The sequence below is a fragment of the Pseudoalteromonas sp. SA25 genome, assembly GCF_011378705.1.
GTDB lineage: Bacteria > Pseudomonadota > Gammaproteobacteria > Enterobacterales > Alteromonadaceae > Pseudoalteromonas > Pseudoalteromonas arctica.
Genome location: NZ_WTKV01000014.1, coordinates 1 through 17,695, shown reverse-complemented (window position 1 = coordinate 17,695; position 17,695 = coordinate 1). Strand labels below are relative to the sequence as shown.

Sequence of the window (17,695 nt, the reverse complement as noted above, 5' to 3'; positions counted from 1 at the left end):
CTTTTTTAATGCGTATAAAACACGCCCTAGTTAACTTATAGCGATGTCGCTGCTTTCATATCAGCTACAAATGCTTTTAGTTGCGCGGTCATTGCTGGTAAATCATTAAGGTTAGCTTCAATAATTTTAACTACAGCAGAGCCTGAAATAGCACCGGCTGCTCCTGCATTAAGAGCCGCTTTTACATCATCTGGCGTTGAAATACCAAACCCTAAAAGAGCAGGGGCTGCATGGTATTCTTTTAATTTAGTAACAATATTACCAGCAGGCATTTGTGCTTTAGTATCGGTACCGGTAACACCTGCGCGCGATAGTAAATACGTGTAACCACGACCGTAAGAGGCACACTGGCGAAGTGTGTCGTCATCTGCATTTGGTGTTGCAATAAAGATTGGGTCTACACCGTTATCCATTGCTGACTTTCTAAACATTTTAGATTCATGTAAAGGCACATCAGCCACTAAAATTGAGTCTACGCCTACTGCTTTTGCATCTTTATAAAATGCTTCAATACCACGTTTAAACACAAGGTTTGAATACAATAATAAGCCAATTGGAATATCGGCGTTATACTCACGTATTTCTTTAATAATATCAAAGCAATCTTGTGTGTTAATGTGCACATCGAGGGCGCGAATATTAGCTTTTTGAATTACTGGACCATCTGCAATTGGGTCAGAAAACGGAATACCAAGCTCAAGCGCATCAGCGCCGCCGTCAATTAGACTTTTAATAATCGCAATACTTTGCTCTTTACCTGGGTCGCCAATCGTTACAAATGGTACAAACGCACCTTGTTTTTGCTCGTTAAGCGCTGCAAACATTTTGCCGTAACGATCCGTTTTTACTTGGCTCATAGCTGACCTCTTTCAGTTAGTACATTGTGAACGTGTGCTAAATCTTTATCGCCACGACCACTTAAATTAATCACTATAACACTTTCCTCGGTTAGCTCCTCTGCGTACTTAAGCGCATAAGCTAACGCATGGCTTGATTCAAGCGCCGGAATAATCCCTTCATTTTTAGCAAGCGACTGAAACGCATCAAGCGCTTCTGTATCGGTAATACCCACGTATTGAGCGCGACCAGTTTCGTGCAAAAATGCATGTTGAGGACCAACAGCTGGGTAATCAAGACCCGCTGATACAGAGTAAGACTCTTCAATTTGGCCATCATCATTTTGCATAATGTACGTATAAGTACCGTGCAATATGCCTTTTGTGCCTTTACAAATTGTTGCACCGTGCTCATTTGTATCAAGCCCTTTACCAGCAGGCTCAACACCAATTAATTTAACGCCTGGCTCGTCAATAAAGTCAGTAAACATACCAATCGCGTTTGAACCACCACCAACACAGGCAATAACAGCGTCAGGTAAACGACCTTCTGCTTTAAGTACTTGTTGCTTAGCTTCCTCACCAATAATTTTTTGATACTCGCGTACAATTGTTGGGAATGGGTGAGGACCTGCAGCTGTACCTAGTAGGTAGTGCGCGTCTTGGTAATTTGCTGACCAGTCACGCAGCGCTTCATTTACTGCATCTTTTAATGTGCCAGAACCCGCTGTTACCGGAATAACCTCTGCGCCCATTAACTTCATTCTAAATACGTTAGGTTGCTGACGTTCAACGTCTTTTGCTCCCATATAAATACGACATTTTAAACCCAGTAGTGCACATGCAAGCGCGGTTGCAACGCCGTGTTGACCGGCACCTGTTTCAGCAATGACTTGTTTTTTACCCATACGCTTAGTAAGTAACGCTTGGCCAAGTACTTGGTTCGTTTTATGTGCGCCGCCGTGTAGTAAGTCTTCACGCTTTAGATACAGTTTTACTTTTGGGTTTTTAACTAAATTACGCGTTAAAGTAAGTGGGGTAGGACGACCCGCATACTCGTTTAATAATTTACTTAGCTCTGCCTGAAACTCAGGGTCTTTTTGTGCTTTGTTAAATTCATTTTCTAACTGCTTAAGCGCAGGGACAAGTAACTCGGGTACAAACATACCGCCAAACTCGCCAAAATAAGCTGGATTTTGCATTTTAACCTCAATAATTTCTGATGCTTGTAAAAGCATTATGTAATTTGTTAGGGCACTTTTTACCCGCAGATTCTTCAACGCCTGAGTTTAAATCAAGGCCTAAGGCACCTTTAAAAAGCGCATCTTTAATATTGTCTGGATTTAAGCCTCCAGCGAGCATAAATGGTGTAGTTGCGCCGCTAAGCACCGACCAATCAAATGCTTTACCAGTACCGCCAGCTTGTGTATCACTGTGCGTATCGTAAAGGTGTCGATCAACCCCATTTACAGGCGTTGGCAATGCATCTTTTATTGCTTGGGCTTTCCAAATTTCGCAATTAGTTGGTAACTGTGTACGCAAGTCAGCAATGTAATCGTCACTTTCTTGGCCATGTAATTGAACTGCCGCTAATTTTAGCACACTTGCGTATTGAGCAACTTGCTCAATGAGAGCATCTACAAATACACCAACAAAGTTAAGTGGTGCGCTTTGGCTCAGCTCTCTTGCACAATCTAAATCGACATAGCGAGGCGATTTAGGATGAAAAATTAAACCACCATAAACAGCACCGTTTTGATATGCCGCTTGTGCATCTTGGCTACGTGTTAAACCACATACTTTATTGTCGCCTAAAATAACACGGCGACATGCTTGCTCTAAATCACGCTCGCCCATAAGTGAGCTGCCAATTAAAAAGCCATCGCATAATGGAGCTAAACGTTTTACGTCTTGATGGGTGTAAATACCCGATTCCGAAATAACCACTTTATCAGCCGGAATAAGCTTTCGTAGTTTTTCAGTAGTGGCTAAATCGGTGCTTAAATCGCGTAAATCACGGTTATTAATACCAATAATTTGTGCATCAAGCGCAAGTGCGCGGTGTACTTCTTCTTCATTACTTACTTCGGTTAATACCGACATATTAAGTGAATCGGCAACGGCATGCAGTGCTTTATAGCTTTCGTCATCGAGTACCGAAAGCATTAATAATATAGCGTCACCGCCATAAATACGTGCCATGTACACTTGGTACTCATCTATAAAAAAGTCTTTACAGATAAGCGGTTGTTCTACTTGGCTGCGCACAAATTCGAGGTAGTCAAAACTGCCTTGAAAATATTTAGCATCAGTTAACACACTCATGCAGGTAGCATATTTTTTATAAACTGAAGTAATTTCAGTTAAATCAAAAGGCTCTCTAATTAACCCTTTTGAAGGCGATGCTTTTTTACACTCTAAAATAAACTGTGTGCCAGGTGCTGCAAGTGCTTTATAAAAGCTACGGCTTGTAGGCACTGCAAGGTGCTTAAAGCTTTCAAGCGGGCGTGCAGCTTTTCTTTCAATTAGTTCTAATTTTTTATCAGCAACAATTTTGTCTAATACATTAGCCATTACTTACCTCAATAATTGCATTTAGTGTGTTCATGGCTTGCCCTGAACTTAATAATGTTTGTACTTGCTTTGCCCCTTCTTTCAACGTTTCTGCTTTACCTGTTAGGTATAAAAGGGCAGCTACGTTAACCACAATGGCAGCATTATGTGCATCTGTGCCTTTGCCTTGTAAGATGGCAAGGCTAGCATTTGCGTTGTATTGTGGGCCTTCACCAGCGAGTTGTTCAAGTGAATAGTTTGCAAGGTCAAAGTCGCTTGGGTTTAGCGTGTACTGTGTAAGCTCGCCATTATTTAGCTCAACTACCGTTGTTGGGCCGTGTAGGGCTATTTCGTCAGTGCCCGAGCCGTGAACAATCATAGCGCGCTTTGTGCCAAGGGTTTTAAGTGTTTGTGCCATTGGCATACACAACGCTTCGTTATACACGCCGAGTAATTGCACTTCAGGTGCTGCAGGGTTAGCAAGCGGACCTAAAATATTAAAAATAGTGCGTGTTTTAAGCGATGTTCGTACGCCCATCGCATGGCGTACGCCACTGTGATAGTGCGGTGCAAACAAAAAGGTAAAATTGGTTTGCTCAAGACATCTTGCAGCTTGCTCTGGGCTCATATCTATATTAATGCCCAGGGCTTTGAGTAAATCGGCTGAGCCTGAATTACTCGATACACTGCGATTACCATGTTTTACCATGTTAATACCGGCAGCAGCGGCAACAATTGCAGCCGTTGTACTTATATTAATTGTGTTTGAACCATCGCCACCAGTGCCACAGCTATCGGCAAGTTGCGTACTGCTGGTAGTAAAAGCAACGGCGTTTTCGCGCATTGAAGCTGCAGCGCCTGCAATCTCGTCGCTTACTTCGCCTTTAATTTTAAGGCTTATAAGTAGGGCGGTTAGTTCAATTTCACTCATATTACCTTGCATTATTTCATCAAAAAGCGCTTTGGCGTCTGCGTAGCTTAATGATTGCCCCGTAATTAGTTGATCAATCGCGTGTTGAACATTTATGGGTTGTTCTGGTTGTGTACTCATAATGTCCTCTTTTATTTAGCGCGTGTTAAGTAAGCGACACTTTGCTGGAGTAGCATTGCGCCGTTTGGCGTTAGTATTGACTCTGGATGAAACTGGTAACCCAATGCGTTGTCACCATGATGATAAATAGCCATTGGGATATCTTCGTACTGGGCAATAACCTCAATATTATCAGACACTTTTGTTGCCATTAATGAATGGTAACGTGCAACAGGCATTGTATTTCCCATACCATCAAATACAGGGTGCTCGCCTAAATTAATAATTGAAGACTTACCATGTACGGTTTCACCCGCGTGACCGATTACTCCACCGTAACTTTGTGTTAATGCTTGTTGGCCTAAACAAATGCCTAGCATTGGGAAGTGGCCTTTAGAGAGCTCAATAAGCTCCATTAAACAGCCTGCATCGCTTGGTGTTCCAGGGCCTGGCGAAAGTACTAATAGCACTTGGCCTTGCTCTTGGCGCATTTTGTTAAAAATAACCTCAGCGCTAATATTGTTTCTGTAAACAACCAGTTCGCAGCCAAGCATCGTTAGCTCATCAACTAAGTTATATGTAAATGAGTCAAAGTTATCTAAAAAATAGATTTTAATAGGATTCGCTTTACTCATTTTATACCGCCTTATACGTAGATTTTATGGCGGTGATAACCGCTTGTGCTTTAGCGCGAGTTTCGTTTGCTTCTGAAATAGGATCTGAGTCAAACACCACACCGGCACCTGCTTGCACATACGCTTTGTTATTTTTAACAAAAGCTGAGCGAATAACAATACAGCTATCCATTGCGCCATCACCGGTTAAGTAACCTACTGCGCCGCCATAGCTGCCACGGCGCTTACCTTCAGTTTGACGAACAAGCTCAGCAGCACGAACCTTTGGTGCACCAACAAGCGTGCCCATGTTCATACATGCTTGGTAAGCGTGCAGTGCATCAAGCTCGGGTTTTAGTGTGCCAACAACTCGTGACACTAAATGCATTACTTGTGAATAGCGGTCTACTTTTAATAGCTCTTTGGCAAAACGAGTACCTGCAACACTAATACGTGCTACGTCGTTACGGGCTAAATCGACAAGCATTAAATGCTCGGCGCGCTCTTTTTGATCGTTTCTAAGTTCAAGCTCAATGCGGCTGTCTAGGTCTGGGTTTATTTGCCCATTAGCAAATTTGCCACGTGGGCGAGTGCCAGCAATTGGGTATACTTCAACTTGCTGAGATTGCACTGTGTATTTAAGTGCTGATTCAGGCGATGCGCCAAATAAAGCAAAGTCTTCATCGCGCATATAAAACATATAGGGACTTGGGTTTTGCTTTTTAAGCTGGCTATAAGCGTGCAGAGGATCAGGACAAGGTAGTGAAAATGTACGCGACGGCACTACCTGAAAAATATCACCATCTACAATATTCTTTTTAAGCTTAACTACTTGCTCGCAATAAGTGTCATCGTCTATATCAACGCTTACCTCACATTCGCCACTTTGCATTGGTGCGCTAAATTCTGAAGCGTTATCGCACAGCGTATTTAAGCGCTCTAGCTCTTTACCTACTTCAAAGCAGTTAGCGTGTACGTCTGGGCCGTTAAATACATTACCAATGAGTTCGGTTGTTTGTTTTTGATGATCAATAACAACTAAGGTTTCGGCTAAATAAAATACGTAATCTGGGCAGGTGTTTTCGCCATCTGGTACATCACTTAACTGCTCAAAGTTTGCTACCATATCGTAGGCAAATACACCGCCTAAAAACAACGAAAATGGATTATTAGTTGTGCTTTTTATACTGTTAATACAAGTGCGCAGAGCGCTAAATGCATTATCTGCAATTAGTTTACTTGCTTCGTCAGTATCGCCGCTTGTGTCTAAATAACACAGGGTAAGCGTTGCGCCGTCTAAAGTGGCATCACAGCTTTTAACATTTGCCTGCAAGTAGCTAAGTAGTTGTTGCCCATTATTAGATTGAGCAGTAATAGTAACTGTTTTACCTTGGCATACAATGCGCAATGCACAGTCGACTAAAATTAAACTTTTTACACTGTCTTTAGAATCAATCTCAGCCGATTCAAGCAGTAGTGAGTTAGGCTTATCAAGTGCCGCGTATAATGCAAGAGGACTACTAATATAGTCGCGTACTTGCGTAATGCTTGTTACTTCGCCTGGTGTGGTAGTTATATGACTAAAAATCAAACCTCATTCCCTCAAAAAATTAAACCCCGCAGTGCTTTAGCAATGCGGGGTTTGAATAACGATATCTAAATTACAAACAGATCATTACCGTCCCGCTATATCAGGCGCCACCACCAACGATGTGTAAGAGTAAGACCGTTATTCATGTTTTTCTGCCTCAAAATTTATTAAATATTTTTAACGTATACGTTTCATAAAATTTAGTTATAAAAAAACCCGCATAGTTGCGGGTTTTGAATTTTTGTTAGACACGACAATTCATCACCCGATAATTACGAGTGCCACCACCAAATAGTGTTTAAGTTTGAATTGATCATTATTGTTAATTCTTAATATGTCTGAAAGTGGCTACAGTAAAACGTATCTTATGCTTTTGTGTCAAGTGTTTATTTAAAACAATTTAGTCAAAAAAGTTGTTATACTTACATAAACACCAGTAACCCTTAATTTTAAGCAGTTTTCTTTTGATAAAATATGATTTACATAGCCATACCACACATTCAGACGGGCGTTTAACGGTTGAAGAATTATTGCATCGCGCTGTTGATAAAAATATTGATGTGTTTGCTATTACCGATCATGACACTGTGGCGGCTATTAAGCCTGCGCAGCAATTTATTAAAACCGAAAACTTACCGCTTTCATTGATAACGGGTACCGAAGTGTCTACTAAATGGGAAAGCTTCGAAATTCATATTGTAGGTTTAAATATTGATATTAATAATATTGACCTTATCTCTTTATTATCAGCTCAGCAGCAAAAGCGAGAAGAGCGTGCACTAGAGATTGGTGTTCGCCTTGCAAAAAATGGCTTTGATGGCATTTACGAGCAAGCTAAAGAGCTGGCAAAAGACGCGCAAATAACGCGTGCACATTTTGCACGCGCCCTTATTGAGCGCGGTGTTGCTAAAAATTTCCCGGGTGTTTTTAAAAAGTACTTAGGGCGTGGCAAAACAGGCTACGTACCAAGTTGCTGGTGCACCATGCAAACCGCTATTGAGGCCATACATGCCGCTGGTGGTGTTGCTGTACTAGCGCATCCAAGTAGCTATCAAATGTCAAACAAGTGGCTACGCAAATTATTAGTAGAATTTAAAAGTGTAGGAGGGGACGCAATGGAAGTTGCACAACCTCAACAGGCGCCAAGCGAACGTCAATTTTTAGGTGAACTCAGCCGTGAGTACGAACTACTTTGCTCGCAAGGGTCTGATTTTCATTTTCCGACAAGCTATTTAGAGCTTGGCAAAAATTTATACCTACCAAAAGACTGCCAAGGTGTTTGGCAAGCTTGGGAAGGAGAAGAAGGGGCATTAACATGAGTCAATTATTTCATATTCATCCTGATAACCCGCAACCGAGACTAATTAGTCAAGCCGTTGATATTATTAAACAAGGCGGCGTTGTTGTTTACCCAACAGATTCGGGCTACGCCATCGGTTGTAACATTGGTAATAAGCAAGCCAAAGAGCGCATAGAGCGTATTCGTGGTATTGAAAAAAACGATAATTTTACGCTAGTTTGCCGTGATTTATCGGAGCTATCTACTTACGCACGTGTAGATAATCAGCTATTTAGGTTAATAAAAAATAATACGCCAGGGCCATATACCTTTATTTTTAAAGGCACAAAAGAAGTCCCTAAACGTTTATTAAACGACAAGAAAAAAACCATTGGCATGCGTGTAATTGAGCACCCAATAGCCTGTGCGTTACTTGCCGAACTTGGTGAGCCGTTAATGTCGTGTTCTTTAATTTTACCAGGTGAGCAGTTTACAGAATCAGATCCTGATGAAATATTAGAGCGTTTAGATAAACACGTTGATTTAATTATTCACGGTGGCCACTTAGCCGAGCAAGCAACCACGGTAATCGATTTGTCGGAAGATGAAGTCAAGATTTTGCGTGTTGGCTGTGGTGATACAAGCCCGTTTGAGTAATAGCGAGTGAGTGAAAGCACTGCGAATACAAAAAATAGTGAAAAGCCAGTGCAGCAAAAGCTGCCACTGGCTTTTTTGCATGGTAAAGCGGTTGTAGACAAACCAGAAGATTTATACATTCCACCTGACGCGCTCGAAATAATATTAGAAACCTTTGAAGGCCCGCTCGATTTACTGCTCTATTTAATTAAAAAGCATAAGCTTGATGTACTCGAACTTTCTATTTTTAGTATTACAGAGCAGTACGTAAGTTATGTAGAAATGATGACCGAGTTTCAACTCGAACTTGCTGGCGAATATTTAGTAATGGCTGCGTTACTTGCGCAAATTAAGTCGCGCTTATTATTACCTGTACACGAAGAGCTTGAAGAGGAAGAAGATCCTCGCGCTGAGCTTATTAAACGCCTGCAAGAGTATGAGCTGTTTAAACAAGCCGCCGAAAACCTCGACGATATTCCCCGTGTTGGTCGTGATATTTTTATAGCGCATGCCGTTATGCCAATAAGTGAAGACACAAGTCAAAATCTCCCCGATATTGAACTTAAAGACTTAATGCTGGCGCTGAGTGATGTAATGGCGCGTGCAAAAACGTTTGAGCATCATCAAATTACTGCTGAAGTACTCTCAACTCGAGAGAGAATGAGTCAAATATTACAGCAATTATCGCAAGCAAAGGCAGCGGTTGTATTTAATGCACTTTTTACCCCAGATGAAGGGCGAAGTGGTGTAGTAGTTAGTTTTATTGCCATGCTTGAGCTTATTAAAGAAGGGCTTGTTACCTGTCTGCAAGTAAACCCTGAAAGCTTAATTTATGTCAGCTTAAGCGAACAATCCACCCTATAAAACTATCTGTTTAATCATCTCATACCAACCTGCATGAATATTTGAGCAATTTAACGAATTAAATTGCACTATTACGTTGTTAAAAACTTTTTATTTACGACTGCATGGATGCAGGAGGTAGAGCAATGCAGGGAGCAATTGCCGAGAACAACTAGATACAAAAATTTCTGCCTAGTTCTAGCGTGATTTTCTTAACGTTAAATAGACCCAATATACAAGCAGAACTTTATTATTTGCAAAACTGACTTTAAATAATAAAGTTCTGTGCGTATACGCACGTAAAGTGTTTGTAAATGTTATTTTCATTTACGGCTGTGCACTATATTGTAACGTCATAGCATTATAGGACGTTACACATGTTTAAAAATACACCTTCATCTTACGGACTTGTCGCCATTATTTTACATTGGCTCATGGCGCTGACTATTTTTGGCCTGTTTGGTTTAGGTTTATATATGGTTGAGCTTACTTATTACGATAGCTGGTATAAAGGTTCACTCGATTTACATAAGAGTATCGGTATTACGCTTGTGGCCGTATTTTTATTTAGAGTTTTATGGCGTGCTTTATCTACACAACCTAAGCCATTAGGTGAGAGTAAAGGCATGAACCAATTAGCGCATACGGCGCATATTGCTATGTATATTATTTTGGCTGTTATTGTTGTTGCAGGGTATTTAATATCAACCGCAGACGGGCGTCCAATAGAAGTATTTACTTTATTTAATGTATCAGCGCTTGATTTTGCCTTTGATGACCAAGCCGATATTGCAGGAAAAGTACATTATTACGGCGCGTGCACATTAATCGGGTTTGCAGTATTGCATGCACTAGGGGCGTTAAAACATCACTTTATCGATAAAGATAAAACCTTAATTAGAATGATCAAACCATTAAAGGATGATTAAAATGAAAAAATTATTAGTAAGCACAGCCATTTCGGCTGCAATGATGTTATCGGCAACAGCCGCCAATGCAGCTGATTATGTAATTGATACAAAAGGCGGGCACGCATCTGTTAACTTTAAAATTAAACACTTAGGTTACAGCTGGTTATATGGTCGTTTTAATACTTTTGACGGCACATTTAGTTACGATGCTAAAAACCCTGATGCGTCAAAAATTATGGTAAACATTGATACCACAAGTCTTGACTCTAACCATGCAGAGCGCGATAAGCATTTACATGGTAAAGATTTTTTAAATGTAGATAAATACCCAAAAGCGACATTTAAAAGCACGAGTATTAAATTCGATGAAGACGGCGAAGAGGCTGATGTAACCGGTGAGTTTACGCTGCACGGCGTAACTAACACTATTACCTTTGAAATAGATAAAGTGGGCGAAGGTAAAGATCCGTGGGGCGGCTACCGCGTAGGTTTTGAGGGCGAAACCAGCCTTAAACTTACCGACTACGGTATTGATTATAACTTAGGACCTGCATCTACTCATGTTGATATTATTTTATCAATAGAAGGCGTTCGTCAGTAATACCATTATTAAATATAAAAACGCCACTTACTGTGGCGTTTTTTTTGCTTAACAGAAACTCAAATTAAGCGACTTCGAATTTGCTTATTTTGCGCTATTAATACGTGACTGTAATAGCGGCCTTAAATGCTCGGGCAACCAGCGCATGAGTAAATCATTATAAGCCTGCGTTTTTTTAATAACTTTAAGCTGCTCATTAAGAATAGCAATGTCTTCTGCGCCTTGCTCGTTTTTAGTACAGCCAATAAAACCATAACTTAGCGCGGGTGATTCGGTTAATGGACGCTGCGTTAAGTTTTCTTCAAAGTGCATTGATTTAGCTAAATAGTAATGCTCGCTTGGGTAACCCAGCAAAATATCAATTCGTTTTAGGTTAAGCATATATGTGAGGCTCGCTAGGCTATCGCGAGTGGGTCTAATTACTAAATCTATATTAGGCGTACTGTTTATCAATGTATCTATCTCTTGGCCATAAGAGCGGCTCATAGAGATCCCAAGAGTTAGTTTTTTATCTTGTATTAAATCTAATAGTGATACTTCTTTTGATTCCGCTATATTTAGCGCTTTGGCGAGTCTTTTGTGCATTGCTATTGAAGGCGAGAGGCCCGTTGTTGAGCTCTCCTCTGTAAAATAAATATGCTCTTTTCTGTAATCATTTTTATAAAGCGATAACGCACAAACATTATTTGAAGTATTAGATAGCTCTTGGATTACTTTACCTGAAGGGATAAGCATGCGGTTAAAGGTAATATTAGGAAGTTGTTTTTCAAGTAATGAAATTATGCTTTCGTCACGGCCTTGGTGTTGATATTGACCATTTAAAATATAATAGGGTGCAAAGTCGTGCGCTAGCCAGTTTATGCTTCTAGCATTGCCTATTGAGGTCAGACAGAAAAAAAGTAAGAAAGTTAAAAATATACGGAGCATTACAACAGCTGCCAGTAATTATTATTGTAAAACTATTGTAACCAATAAAGAGCTAAAAAGTAAAATGCCAGCAACGAGGCTGGCATAATATCTTATCAATAATTGCAATAATAAAAGGGCAATTAAAGTTATGTGTTGCTTAGTTAGCTTTTAGCCACTTAACAAACTGGCGTGCATCACTCGCTTTTTGAAACAATGCATTTTTTAAACCTTGTGTATCACTAAAGATTACACGATGTTTGTTTACTGAAATTGATTGCACTGGATGTGCGATTTGGATCATAGACCCATTATATTTATAAGACATAATAAAACTCACTTTATTCTTGTTATTTATTCTGCGCTATATTTTTATAGCAAATTGCAGTTAATAAATTAACGATGTTGTGTTTAGCTTCATTACAGTGTTGACGATCTTTATGACACTTTTGCGATGATAGTAAAAAATCATCTCGGTATTATTCAAGGGGTTCTCGCCGTACAATAACTTAGCTTTCAAATATACGTTTTGCGGGGCTTACTGGATCAGGGTAAATGGTTAACCGCGGCGGTTTCTTTAAACCAGAGAGGGAAGGTAACTTATATATAAATTGCGCGCAAGCTATTTTTGTAAAAATATTTATAATAAATCTTATCAACTGCTTACAAAGCCCATTTTTAGTTACCAAAGGATAAGTATGAATTACCTAATAGTGAGTGATATTTATGGTTTAACCCCTGCTTTAAGGAGGTTATCACAGGCAATTAGTTCAAATTTAGTGATTGTTGACCCTTACAATAACAAGTTTCAAGCTATTGAAAGTGAACAAGATAGTTACAACAATTTTATACAGCAGTGTGGCCATGATAAATACACCGACAAAGTTCAAAAATGCTTTGAGAGTTTAAAATTGCCAACGACGTGTATTGCTTTTAGTGCAGGGGCAAGTGCAGCATGGCGGGCACAGTTATTAACAGGCAATACACACCTTAAAAAGTTAATTGGCTTTTACCCGTCGCAAATTAGACATAATTTAAATTTAAGCGCAAAAGTACCCTGTGAGTTCATATTTCCAGCAAGTGAGAGTCACTTTAATGTTGATGAAGTTATTAAAGCTTTAAGCACCAAAGCGAATGTTAAGTGCTATAAAACCAATTTTTTGCATGGTTTTATGAACGAGTACTCAACCAATTTTAACGCGCAAGGGCTTGTTGAATATAGTAACTATATAAAACAGAGCAGCCGTTAAAGCGTGTTTAGCTGCTCTTTACTAATATCAGGAAAATCGGTGCGGGTATTATATTTTGCATACAGCGTTGTAAAAACGCTACTACCGGATAGCTTATCTAATTCTTTTATAAAGGTTTTAGCACTAGAGCGAGCGGGTCTACAGCATACTTGATACTGTTTTATTATACCCGCGACAGATAAACCTTGTTTTTGTAGCTTCAAATCGGCCTGTGCAAAAAAAGCCGCACCCGTCCAATAAACACGTTGCTGGGCTCGTTGTTTCCACATATCGGCAGAGAGCTTATTAAGTGGCTGTGTTTTAGTTTTAGTTTGCAGGCGGGCACGATCAAATCCTGCATTTAAACGTTGTACAAATTGCGGCTGGGTAATTATACCGCTGTCACGCATTATTACGTTTTGCATATAACTGGCAAAACCCTCGCTTAGCCAAAAACCGGAGTAGGGAAGTAGCGGCAAATATAAATGCGAAAGTTCATGGTATAGCGTCCAATCTTTAGTGAATGCATTTAAACTGGCATAGCGATCTATATGTAGTTCAAGCCCATCGGGGTTATTGCGCTTAACTGTAGCCCAAGGTACAGGCTCAAAAGCAAAGTATTGCGGTTTTAAATAAATAGGCAATGTGGTTTGTTTTAAAGGTCCCAGTGTATTTTGTGTTTTTTCAGCACTTTGATTAACCCATATAGACACCGTATTTTGAGCATTACTTGAGAGCGAGCTAAGGTTACGTATGACTACTTCAACGGCTAATGCGTTAAAAGAGCTGATTAATAGTAGCAGTACAAAAAATAATTTCATTAAAATGCTCCACTGTAATTTAATAATTGGTACGAAAATTCTAATATACAAGACCAACTAAATGGATAAATAATCACGCCTAATTCTTTATTTTTTAAAATGATAGTAACTATAAAAGTACAAATACAGACACTCCTAGCTAAGCATGGTTTAATCAATTAATCGTTATTTTAAGTTAGGTTTAGCCATGACGTATCAGCATATTCAAGTTCCTGATAACGGCCAAAATATCACTATTGATGCACAAGGACACTGGCAAATACCGTTAGAACCTATCATTGCTTTTATTGATGGCGATGGCGTGGGTCTAGATGTTATGCCGGTAATGCGCCATGTTGTTGATAGTGCAATTGAGCATTGTTATAAAAGCGCACGGAAAATTCATTGGATGCAGGTTTATAATGGCGAGCAGGCCGCAAAGCTGTACGACGGTGATTGGTTTCCACAAGAAACAATTAACGCGGTACGTGCCTGTAAAATTGCCATAAAAGGGCCGTTAACCACACCACTAGGTGGTGGCTTTCGATCTCTTAATGTTGCACTCAGGCAAGAAATGGATTTGTTTGTAAATATGCGCACTATAAAAGGTTTTAGTGCACTCCCTTCTCCTTTAAAAAACCCTTTTTTAACAAACATAACAGTTCTTCGTGATAGTAGCGAAGACGTGTACTCAGGTATTGAGTGGCAAGCAGGCAGTGTAGAGAGCGAAAAAATGCTCGATTTTTTATGTGAGGAAATGGGCGTAACCCGCCTAAGGTTTTCACAAGAGTGCGGAATTGGTATTAAAAATATATCTAAAGAAGGCTCTGAGCGACTAATGCGCTTTGCAATTAACTATGCACTTAAAAACGATAGTGAGTCATTAACGCTAGTGCACAAAGGTAATGTACTTAAATTTACCGATGGTGCATTTAAGCGTTGGGGGTTTGCACTTTCACAAAACGAGTTTAATGCCACCGCACATGAAAATGGGCGTTGGTTGCAAATAGAGCGAACACACCAAGGGCCCTTAATTATTAAAGAAGTCATAGCTGACAACATGCTGCAGCAATGTTTAATGCATCCAGAGCAATTTGATGTAGTGGTTACGACTAACCAAAACGGCGACTTTTTAGCGGATATGCTCAGTGCACAAGTTGGTGGTGTTGGTATAATGCCTGCTGCAAATTTAAATAACGATGTCGCATTTTTTGAGCCTACACACGGCACGTTTGAACGTATAGCAGGGCAAAATAAAGCAAACCCAAGTAGCAGTATTTTAAGTGCGGTATTAATGCTTAAATTTATGGGATGGGACGAGGCCGCATTACTCATAGAAAATGCGTTAGAGCAAACATTTAAAAGCGGTGAAGTAACCTTTGATTTAGCGCAAGAGCAGAGCGATAACTCAAGTATTCATAACTCGACAACCTTAACTTGTACTGGCTTTGCAAAGAAGGTTATCGAGCACTTTTAAATACATTCATTATTAAGCTGCTGAGGCAGTTTTTACTCTGTGCATACAAGGGCGGTTGGTTAACTGCGCTGCACGATGGTAAATCTCATGTGCTTGGGGTTCATCGCACTGTGTACCACTAAGCGTATCCATTAACGCAACAACAATAATTGCAGGAACTTGGCAGCAATATTCGTCTAAAACGGCTTCCGTAGTTTGTGCATCAACATGGCAAAGTGGATGATTTTTAAGTTGGTATGCATTTAATAATGTATCAACTTCTAATACATCATCTGGTTGATGTTTTGTTTTACGGCATTTACAACCAAACTCATCAACTAAAGTAGCTAACGCTTGGTAAGTTTCAGTGGTGTTAGCTTTAGTGCATAACTGCTCTTCGATGAACTGATGTAAGTTAGCATCGATGAATAATCCGTCTTGGCGTGTGAAAGAAGCTGTTGTCATAATAATTACTCTTAGTTTGTTGGCTTAACTTCACTCTAGCGCTAAGTGTATTATTAATAAAATTGTTGTTTTCAATAACTGATATTGATTTTATCAATAGTAAGATTTAATGGTTAATAGAACGCAGAAAACAATCTTAAATAATACTAATTAATTTGGTGCAATGCGGTGAAAGTGTGCACAAAACTGGAACAAAGGGAGGAGTTGAGGAATAAAGAAGGAATCTTAGTTAATTGTTTTTATTGAATTTTAATTATTTTATGAAGTTGGTACTAAGCTTGCTAATAATACGCTGTAGGTAGATTCCTATATCGACGATTTCCAAAAGCGCCACGGTATTTTCCCAAAGTTGAATACCGTGGCGCTTTTTTATTTTTCGCGTGTATTTTATTTAGCCGTCACAATAGCAATAACAATGTTAAATTTTAATAAAGTAGGGAATAGCCACTAAAATAGCTGTCTCTTATACACAAATCCCTGCTAAGAAATTAGCGGGGATTTTTTTGAACTAAATCTCAATGTCATGATCAGATCTTCAAATCTTGTTTGAGGGCACATTATGATTAACGAACATACTCATTGGGCAAAACAACAATTCGGTAAATCGGACTTAGGTGATCCAAGAAGAACAGCGCGTCTGGTAAAGTTAGCATCAACGCTTGCAAATGAACCAGGAAAACCACTTGTGAACATCACTCAATCCCCCGCCGATATGGAAGGTGCCTACCGCTTTATTCGCAACGAGAATATTGACGCAACGGCTATAGCAGAGTCAGGCTTTAAAGCCACGGTTGAACAAGCAAAAAGTCATAACTTATTACTCGCATTAGAAGACACGACCACACTAATTTATAAACATTCCTCCATTCGAGATGATTTGGGTCATGTCGGACGAGGAGCAAAACAACGAGGCTTGTTAGCTCATAGCGTATTACTGTTTGCGCCAGACACAAAGCAAGTTGTGGGATTAATTGAACAGTCTCGCTGGAGTCGTGATATCAACACGATTGGAAAAAGAGAAAAACACGCGACGACTTCTTACGAAGAAAAAGAAAGTTACAAGTGGGAGTCAGCGTCACGAGCGATGGCAGAGCGGCTGCAAGGACAAATGGCGAACGTGATATCGGTGTGTGACCGCGAAGCGGACATCTACGAATACTTGCAGTATAAACTGAGCGAGCAGCAACGATTCGTCGTACGCTCGATGCAAAGTCGTCATATTGAAGAAGGTGAGGATAAGCTCTATGCGTTTGCAAGCGAGCTGATGAGTGCAGGCACCAAACACATCCACATTGCACAAAAAGGAGGAAGAAAAGCCCGAAGCGCAACACTGGATATCACCTATGCGCCAGTGACACTCAAAGCGCCTTACAATAAGAAAGGACACTCCCTCCCAGTTTACTATGTCGGCTGTGCAGAGCGAGGAAACGCTGAGAACGGCTTAAGCTGGCACCTATTAACCAGTGAACCAGTCACCAGCAAAGAAGACGCTTTAGCTATCATCACCTACTATGAGCACCGTTGGCTTGTAGAGGAATACCATAAAGTCTGGAAAAGTGATGGTACGGATATCGAAAGTTTACGCCTTCAAAGCCAAGATAACATGGAAAGATTGGTGACGATTAATGGCTTTATTGCGACGCGAATATTGCAACTAAAGTTCACCAATGAGCAGCCTGATTCTCCAAGTTGTGAACAACTGTTATCTCCCAAAGCATGGAAGTTATTGTGGTTAAAGAGAATAAAAACACCATTGCCTGAAACTGCTCCAAATATGTCATGGGCGTATCAGGAACTGGCAAAGTTAGGAGGCTGGAAAGATACCAAGCGCACAGGGCGTGCATCTGTGAAAGTGTTATGGCAAGGATGGCTTAAGTTACAAGCCATCCTGGAAGGCTACGATTTAGCAAAATCTCTTGAGTCAGACTTGTGATCAAGAGACAGC

Annotated in this window: 18 protein-coding genes; 8 read left to right on the top strand and 10 right to left on the bottom strand. The window is 40.1% G+C overall.

Annotated features, from left to right (window positions below; genetic code table 11):
• Window positions 1–35 precede the first annotated feature (35 nt).
• From trpA to GQR45_RS12450, 6 genes are read right to left on the bottom strand one after another with little or no spacing between them, the layout of a single operon-like run.
• Window positions 36–857 carry a tryptophan synthase subunit alpha gene (gene trpA, locus GQR45_RS12475; protein ID WP_024593372.1) on the bottom strand — a complete coding sequence of 274 codons (822 nt, stop codon included), beginning with the start codon at window positions 855–857 and terminating at the stop codon, window positions 36–38.
• Complete coding sequence (trpB, locus tag GQR45_RS12470) at window positions 854–2,038, bottom strand: tryptophan synthase subunit beta (RefSeq protein WP_010554212.1); 1,185 nt, start codon at window positions 2,036–2,038, stop codon at window positions 854–856. The genes trpA and trpB overlap by 4 nt, the downstream gene beginning before the upstream one ends.
• Before the next feature lie 7 nt (window positions 2,039–2,045).
• Entirely contained in the window at window positions 2,046–3,410 is a 1,365-nt protein-coding gene (gene trpCF, locus GQR45_RS12465; protein ID WP_165726112.1) for a bifunctional indole-3-glycerol-phosphate synthase TrpC/phosphoribosylanthranilate isomerase TrpF, read from the bottom strand.
• The gene (trpD, locus tag GQR45_RS12460) at window positions 3,403–4,440 is read right to left on the bottom strand and encodes an anthranilate phosphoribosyltransferase (protein WP_165726111.1); all 1,038 of its coding nucleotides are present in this window, start codon (window positions 4,438–4,440) and stop codon (window positions 3,403–3,405) included. The genes trpCF and trpD overlap by 8 nt, the downstream gene beginning before the upstream one ends.
• Window positions 4,441–4,451: 11 nt before the next feature.
• Entirely contained in the window at window positions 4,452–5,054 is a 603-nt protein-coding gene (locus tag GQR45_RS12455; protein ID WP_165726110.1) for an aminodeoxychorismate/anthranilate synthase component II, read from the bottom strand.
• A gap of 1 nt (window position 5,055) precedes the next feature.
• Window positions 5,056–6,624, bottom strand: coding sequence for an anthranilate synthase component 1 (locus GQR45_RS12450; protein WP_165726109.1), 1,569 nt, complete (start codon window positions 6,622–6,624; stop codon window positions 5,056–5,058).
• A gap of 464 nt (window positions 6,625–7,088) precedes the next feature.
• Between GQR45_RS12450 and GQR45_RS12445 the strand changes: the two genes are divergently transcribed.
• The 5 genes from GQR45_RS12445 (at window position 7,089) to GQR45_RS12425 (ending at window position 10,894) form a co-directional block, all read left to right on the top strand.
• A complete protein-coding gene (locus GQR45_RS12445; protein WP_165726108.1) occupies window positions 7,089–7,943 on the top strand; it encodes a PHP domain-containing protein in 855 nt (284 codons plus the stop codon).
• On the top strand, window positions 7,940–8,560 hold the full coding sequence (locus GQR45_RS12440; protein ID WP_024590418.1) for an L-threonylcarbamoyladenylate synthase: 621 nt from the start codon (window positions 7,940–7,942) through the stop codon (window positions 8,558–8,560). Before GQR45_RS12445 ends, GQR45_RS12440 begins: the two co-directional genes overlap by 4 nt.
• A 6-nt stretch (window positions 8,561–8,566) precedes the next feature.
• Window positions 8,567–9,403, top strand: coding sequence for a ScpA family protein (locus GQR45_RS12435; RefSeq protein ID WP_165726107.1), 837 nt, complete (start codon window positions 8,567–8,569; stop codon window positions 9,401–9,403).
• A gap of 356 nt (window positions 9,404–9,759) precedes the next feature.
• The gene (locus GQR45_RS12430) at window positions 9,760–10,311 is read left to right on the top strand and encodes a cytochrome b (protein WP_165721489.1); all 552 of its coding nucleotides are present in this window, start codon (window positions 9,760–9,762) and stop codon (window positions 10,309–10,311) included.
• 1 nt (window position 10,312) lies between these two features.
• Entirely contained in the window at window positions 10,313–10,894 is a 582-nt protein-coding gene (locus GQR45_RS12425) for a YceI family protein (RefSeq protein ID WP_165726106.1), read from the top strand.
• Window positions 10,895–10,978: 84 nt separating this feature from the next.
• On the opposite strand, the gene GQR45_RS12420 is transcribed toward GQR45_RS12425, so the two are convergent.
• Complete coding sequence (locus tag GQR45_RS12420; RefSeq protein ID WP_165726105.1) at window positions 10,979–11,821, bottom strand: transporter substrate-binding domain-containing protein; 843 nt, start codon at window positions 11,819–11,821, stop codon at window positions 10,979–10,981.
• A gap of 139 nt (window positions 11,822–11,960) precedes the next feature.
• Window positions 11,961–12,128 (bottom strand): hypothetical protein, encoded by a 168-nt coding sequence (locus GQR45_RS12415; RefSeq protein WP_002961566.1) that lies wholly within the window; start codon window positions 12,126–12,128, stop codon window positions 11,961–11,963.
• Between the two features lie 370 nt (window positions 12,129–12,498).
• Here GQR45_RS12415 and GQR45_RS12410 point away from each other — a divergent pair, with 370 nt between their 5' ends.
• A complete protein-coding gene (locus tag GQR45_RS12410) occupies window positions 12,499–13,050 on the top strand; it encodes a hypothetical protein (RefSeq protein WP_165726104.1) in 552 nt (183 codons plus the stop codon).
• Here GQR45_RS12410 and GQR45_RS12405 read toward each other — a convergent pair.
• Complete coding sequence (locus GQR45_RS12405) at window positions 13,047–13,850, bottom strand: hypothetical protein (RefSeq protein ID WP_165726103.1); 804 nt, start codon at window positions 13,848–13,850, stop codon at window positions 13,047–13,049. The two genes, GQR45_RS12410 and GQR45_RS12405, sit on opposite strands and share 4 nt — an antisense overlap.
• A gap of 187 nt (window positions 13,851–14,037) precedes the next feature.
• On the opposite strand from GQR45_RS12405, the gene icd reads away from it, so the two are divergent.
• The gene (icd, locus tag GQR45_RS12400) at window positions 14,038–15,306 is read left to right on the top strand and encodes an NADP-dependent isocitrate dehydrogenase (protein ID WP_165726102.1); all 1,269 of its coding nucleotides are present in this window, start codon (window positions 14,038–14,040) and stop codon (window positions 15,304–15,306) included.
• 12 nt (window positions 15,307–15,318) lie between these two features.
• Here the strand turns inward: icd and GQR45_RS12395 are convergent, their stop codons facing one another.
• Window positions 15,319–15,750, bottom strand: coding sequence for a hypothetical protein (locus GQR45_RS12395; protein ID WP_010554222.1), 432 nt, complete (start codon window positions 15,748–15,750; stop codon window positions 15,319–15,321).
• Between the two features lie 559 nt (window positions 15,751–16,309).
• Between GQR45_RS12395 and GQR45_RS12390 the strand changes: the two genes are divergently transcribed.
• Window positions 16,310–17,683, top strand: a complete 1,374-nt coding sequence (locus tag GQR45_RS12390) for an IS4 family transposase (protein WP_096058041.1) — start codon at window positions 16,310–16,312, stop codon at window positions 17,681–17,683.
• Window positions 17,684–17,695: the final 12 nt, after the last annotated feature.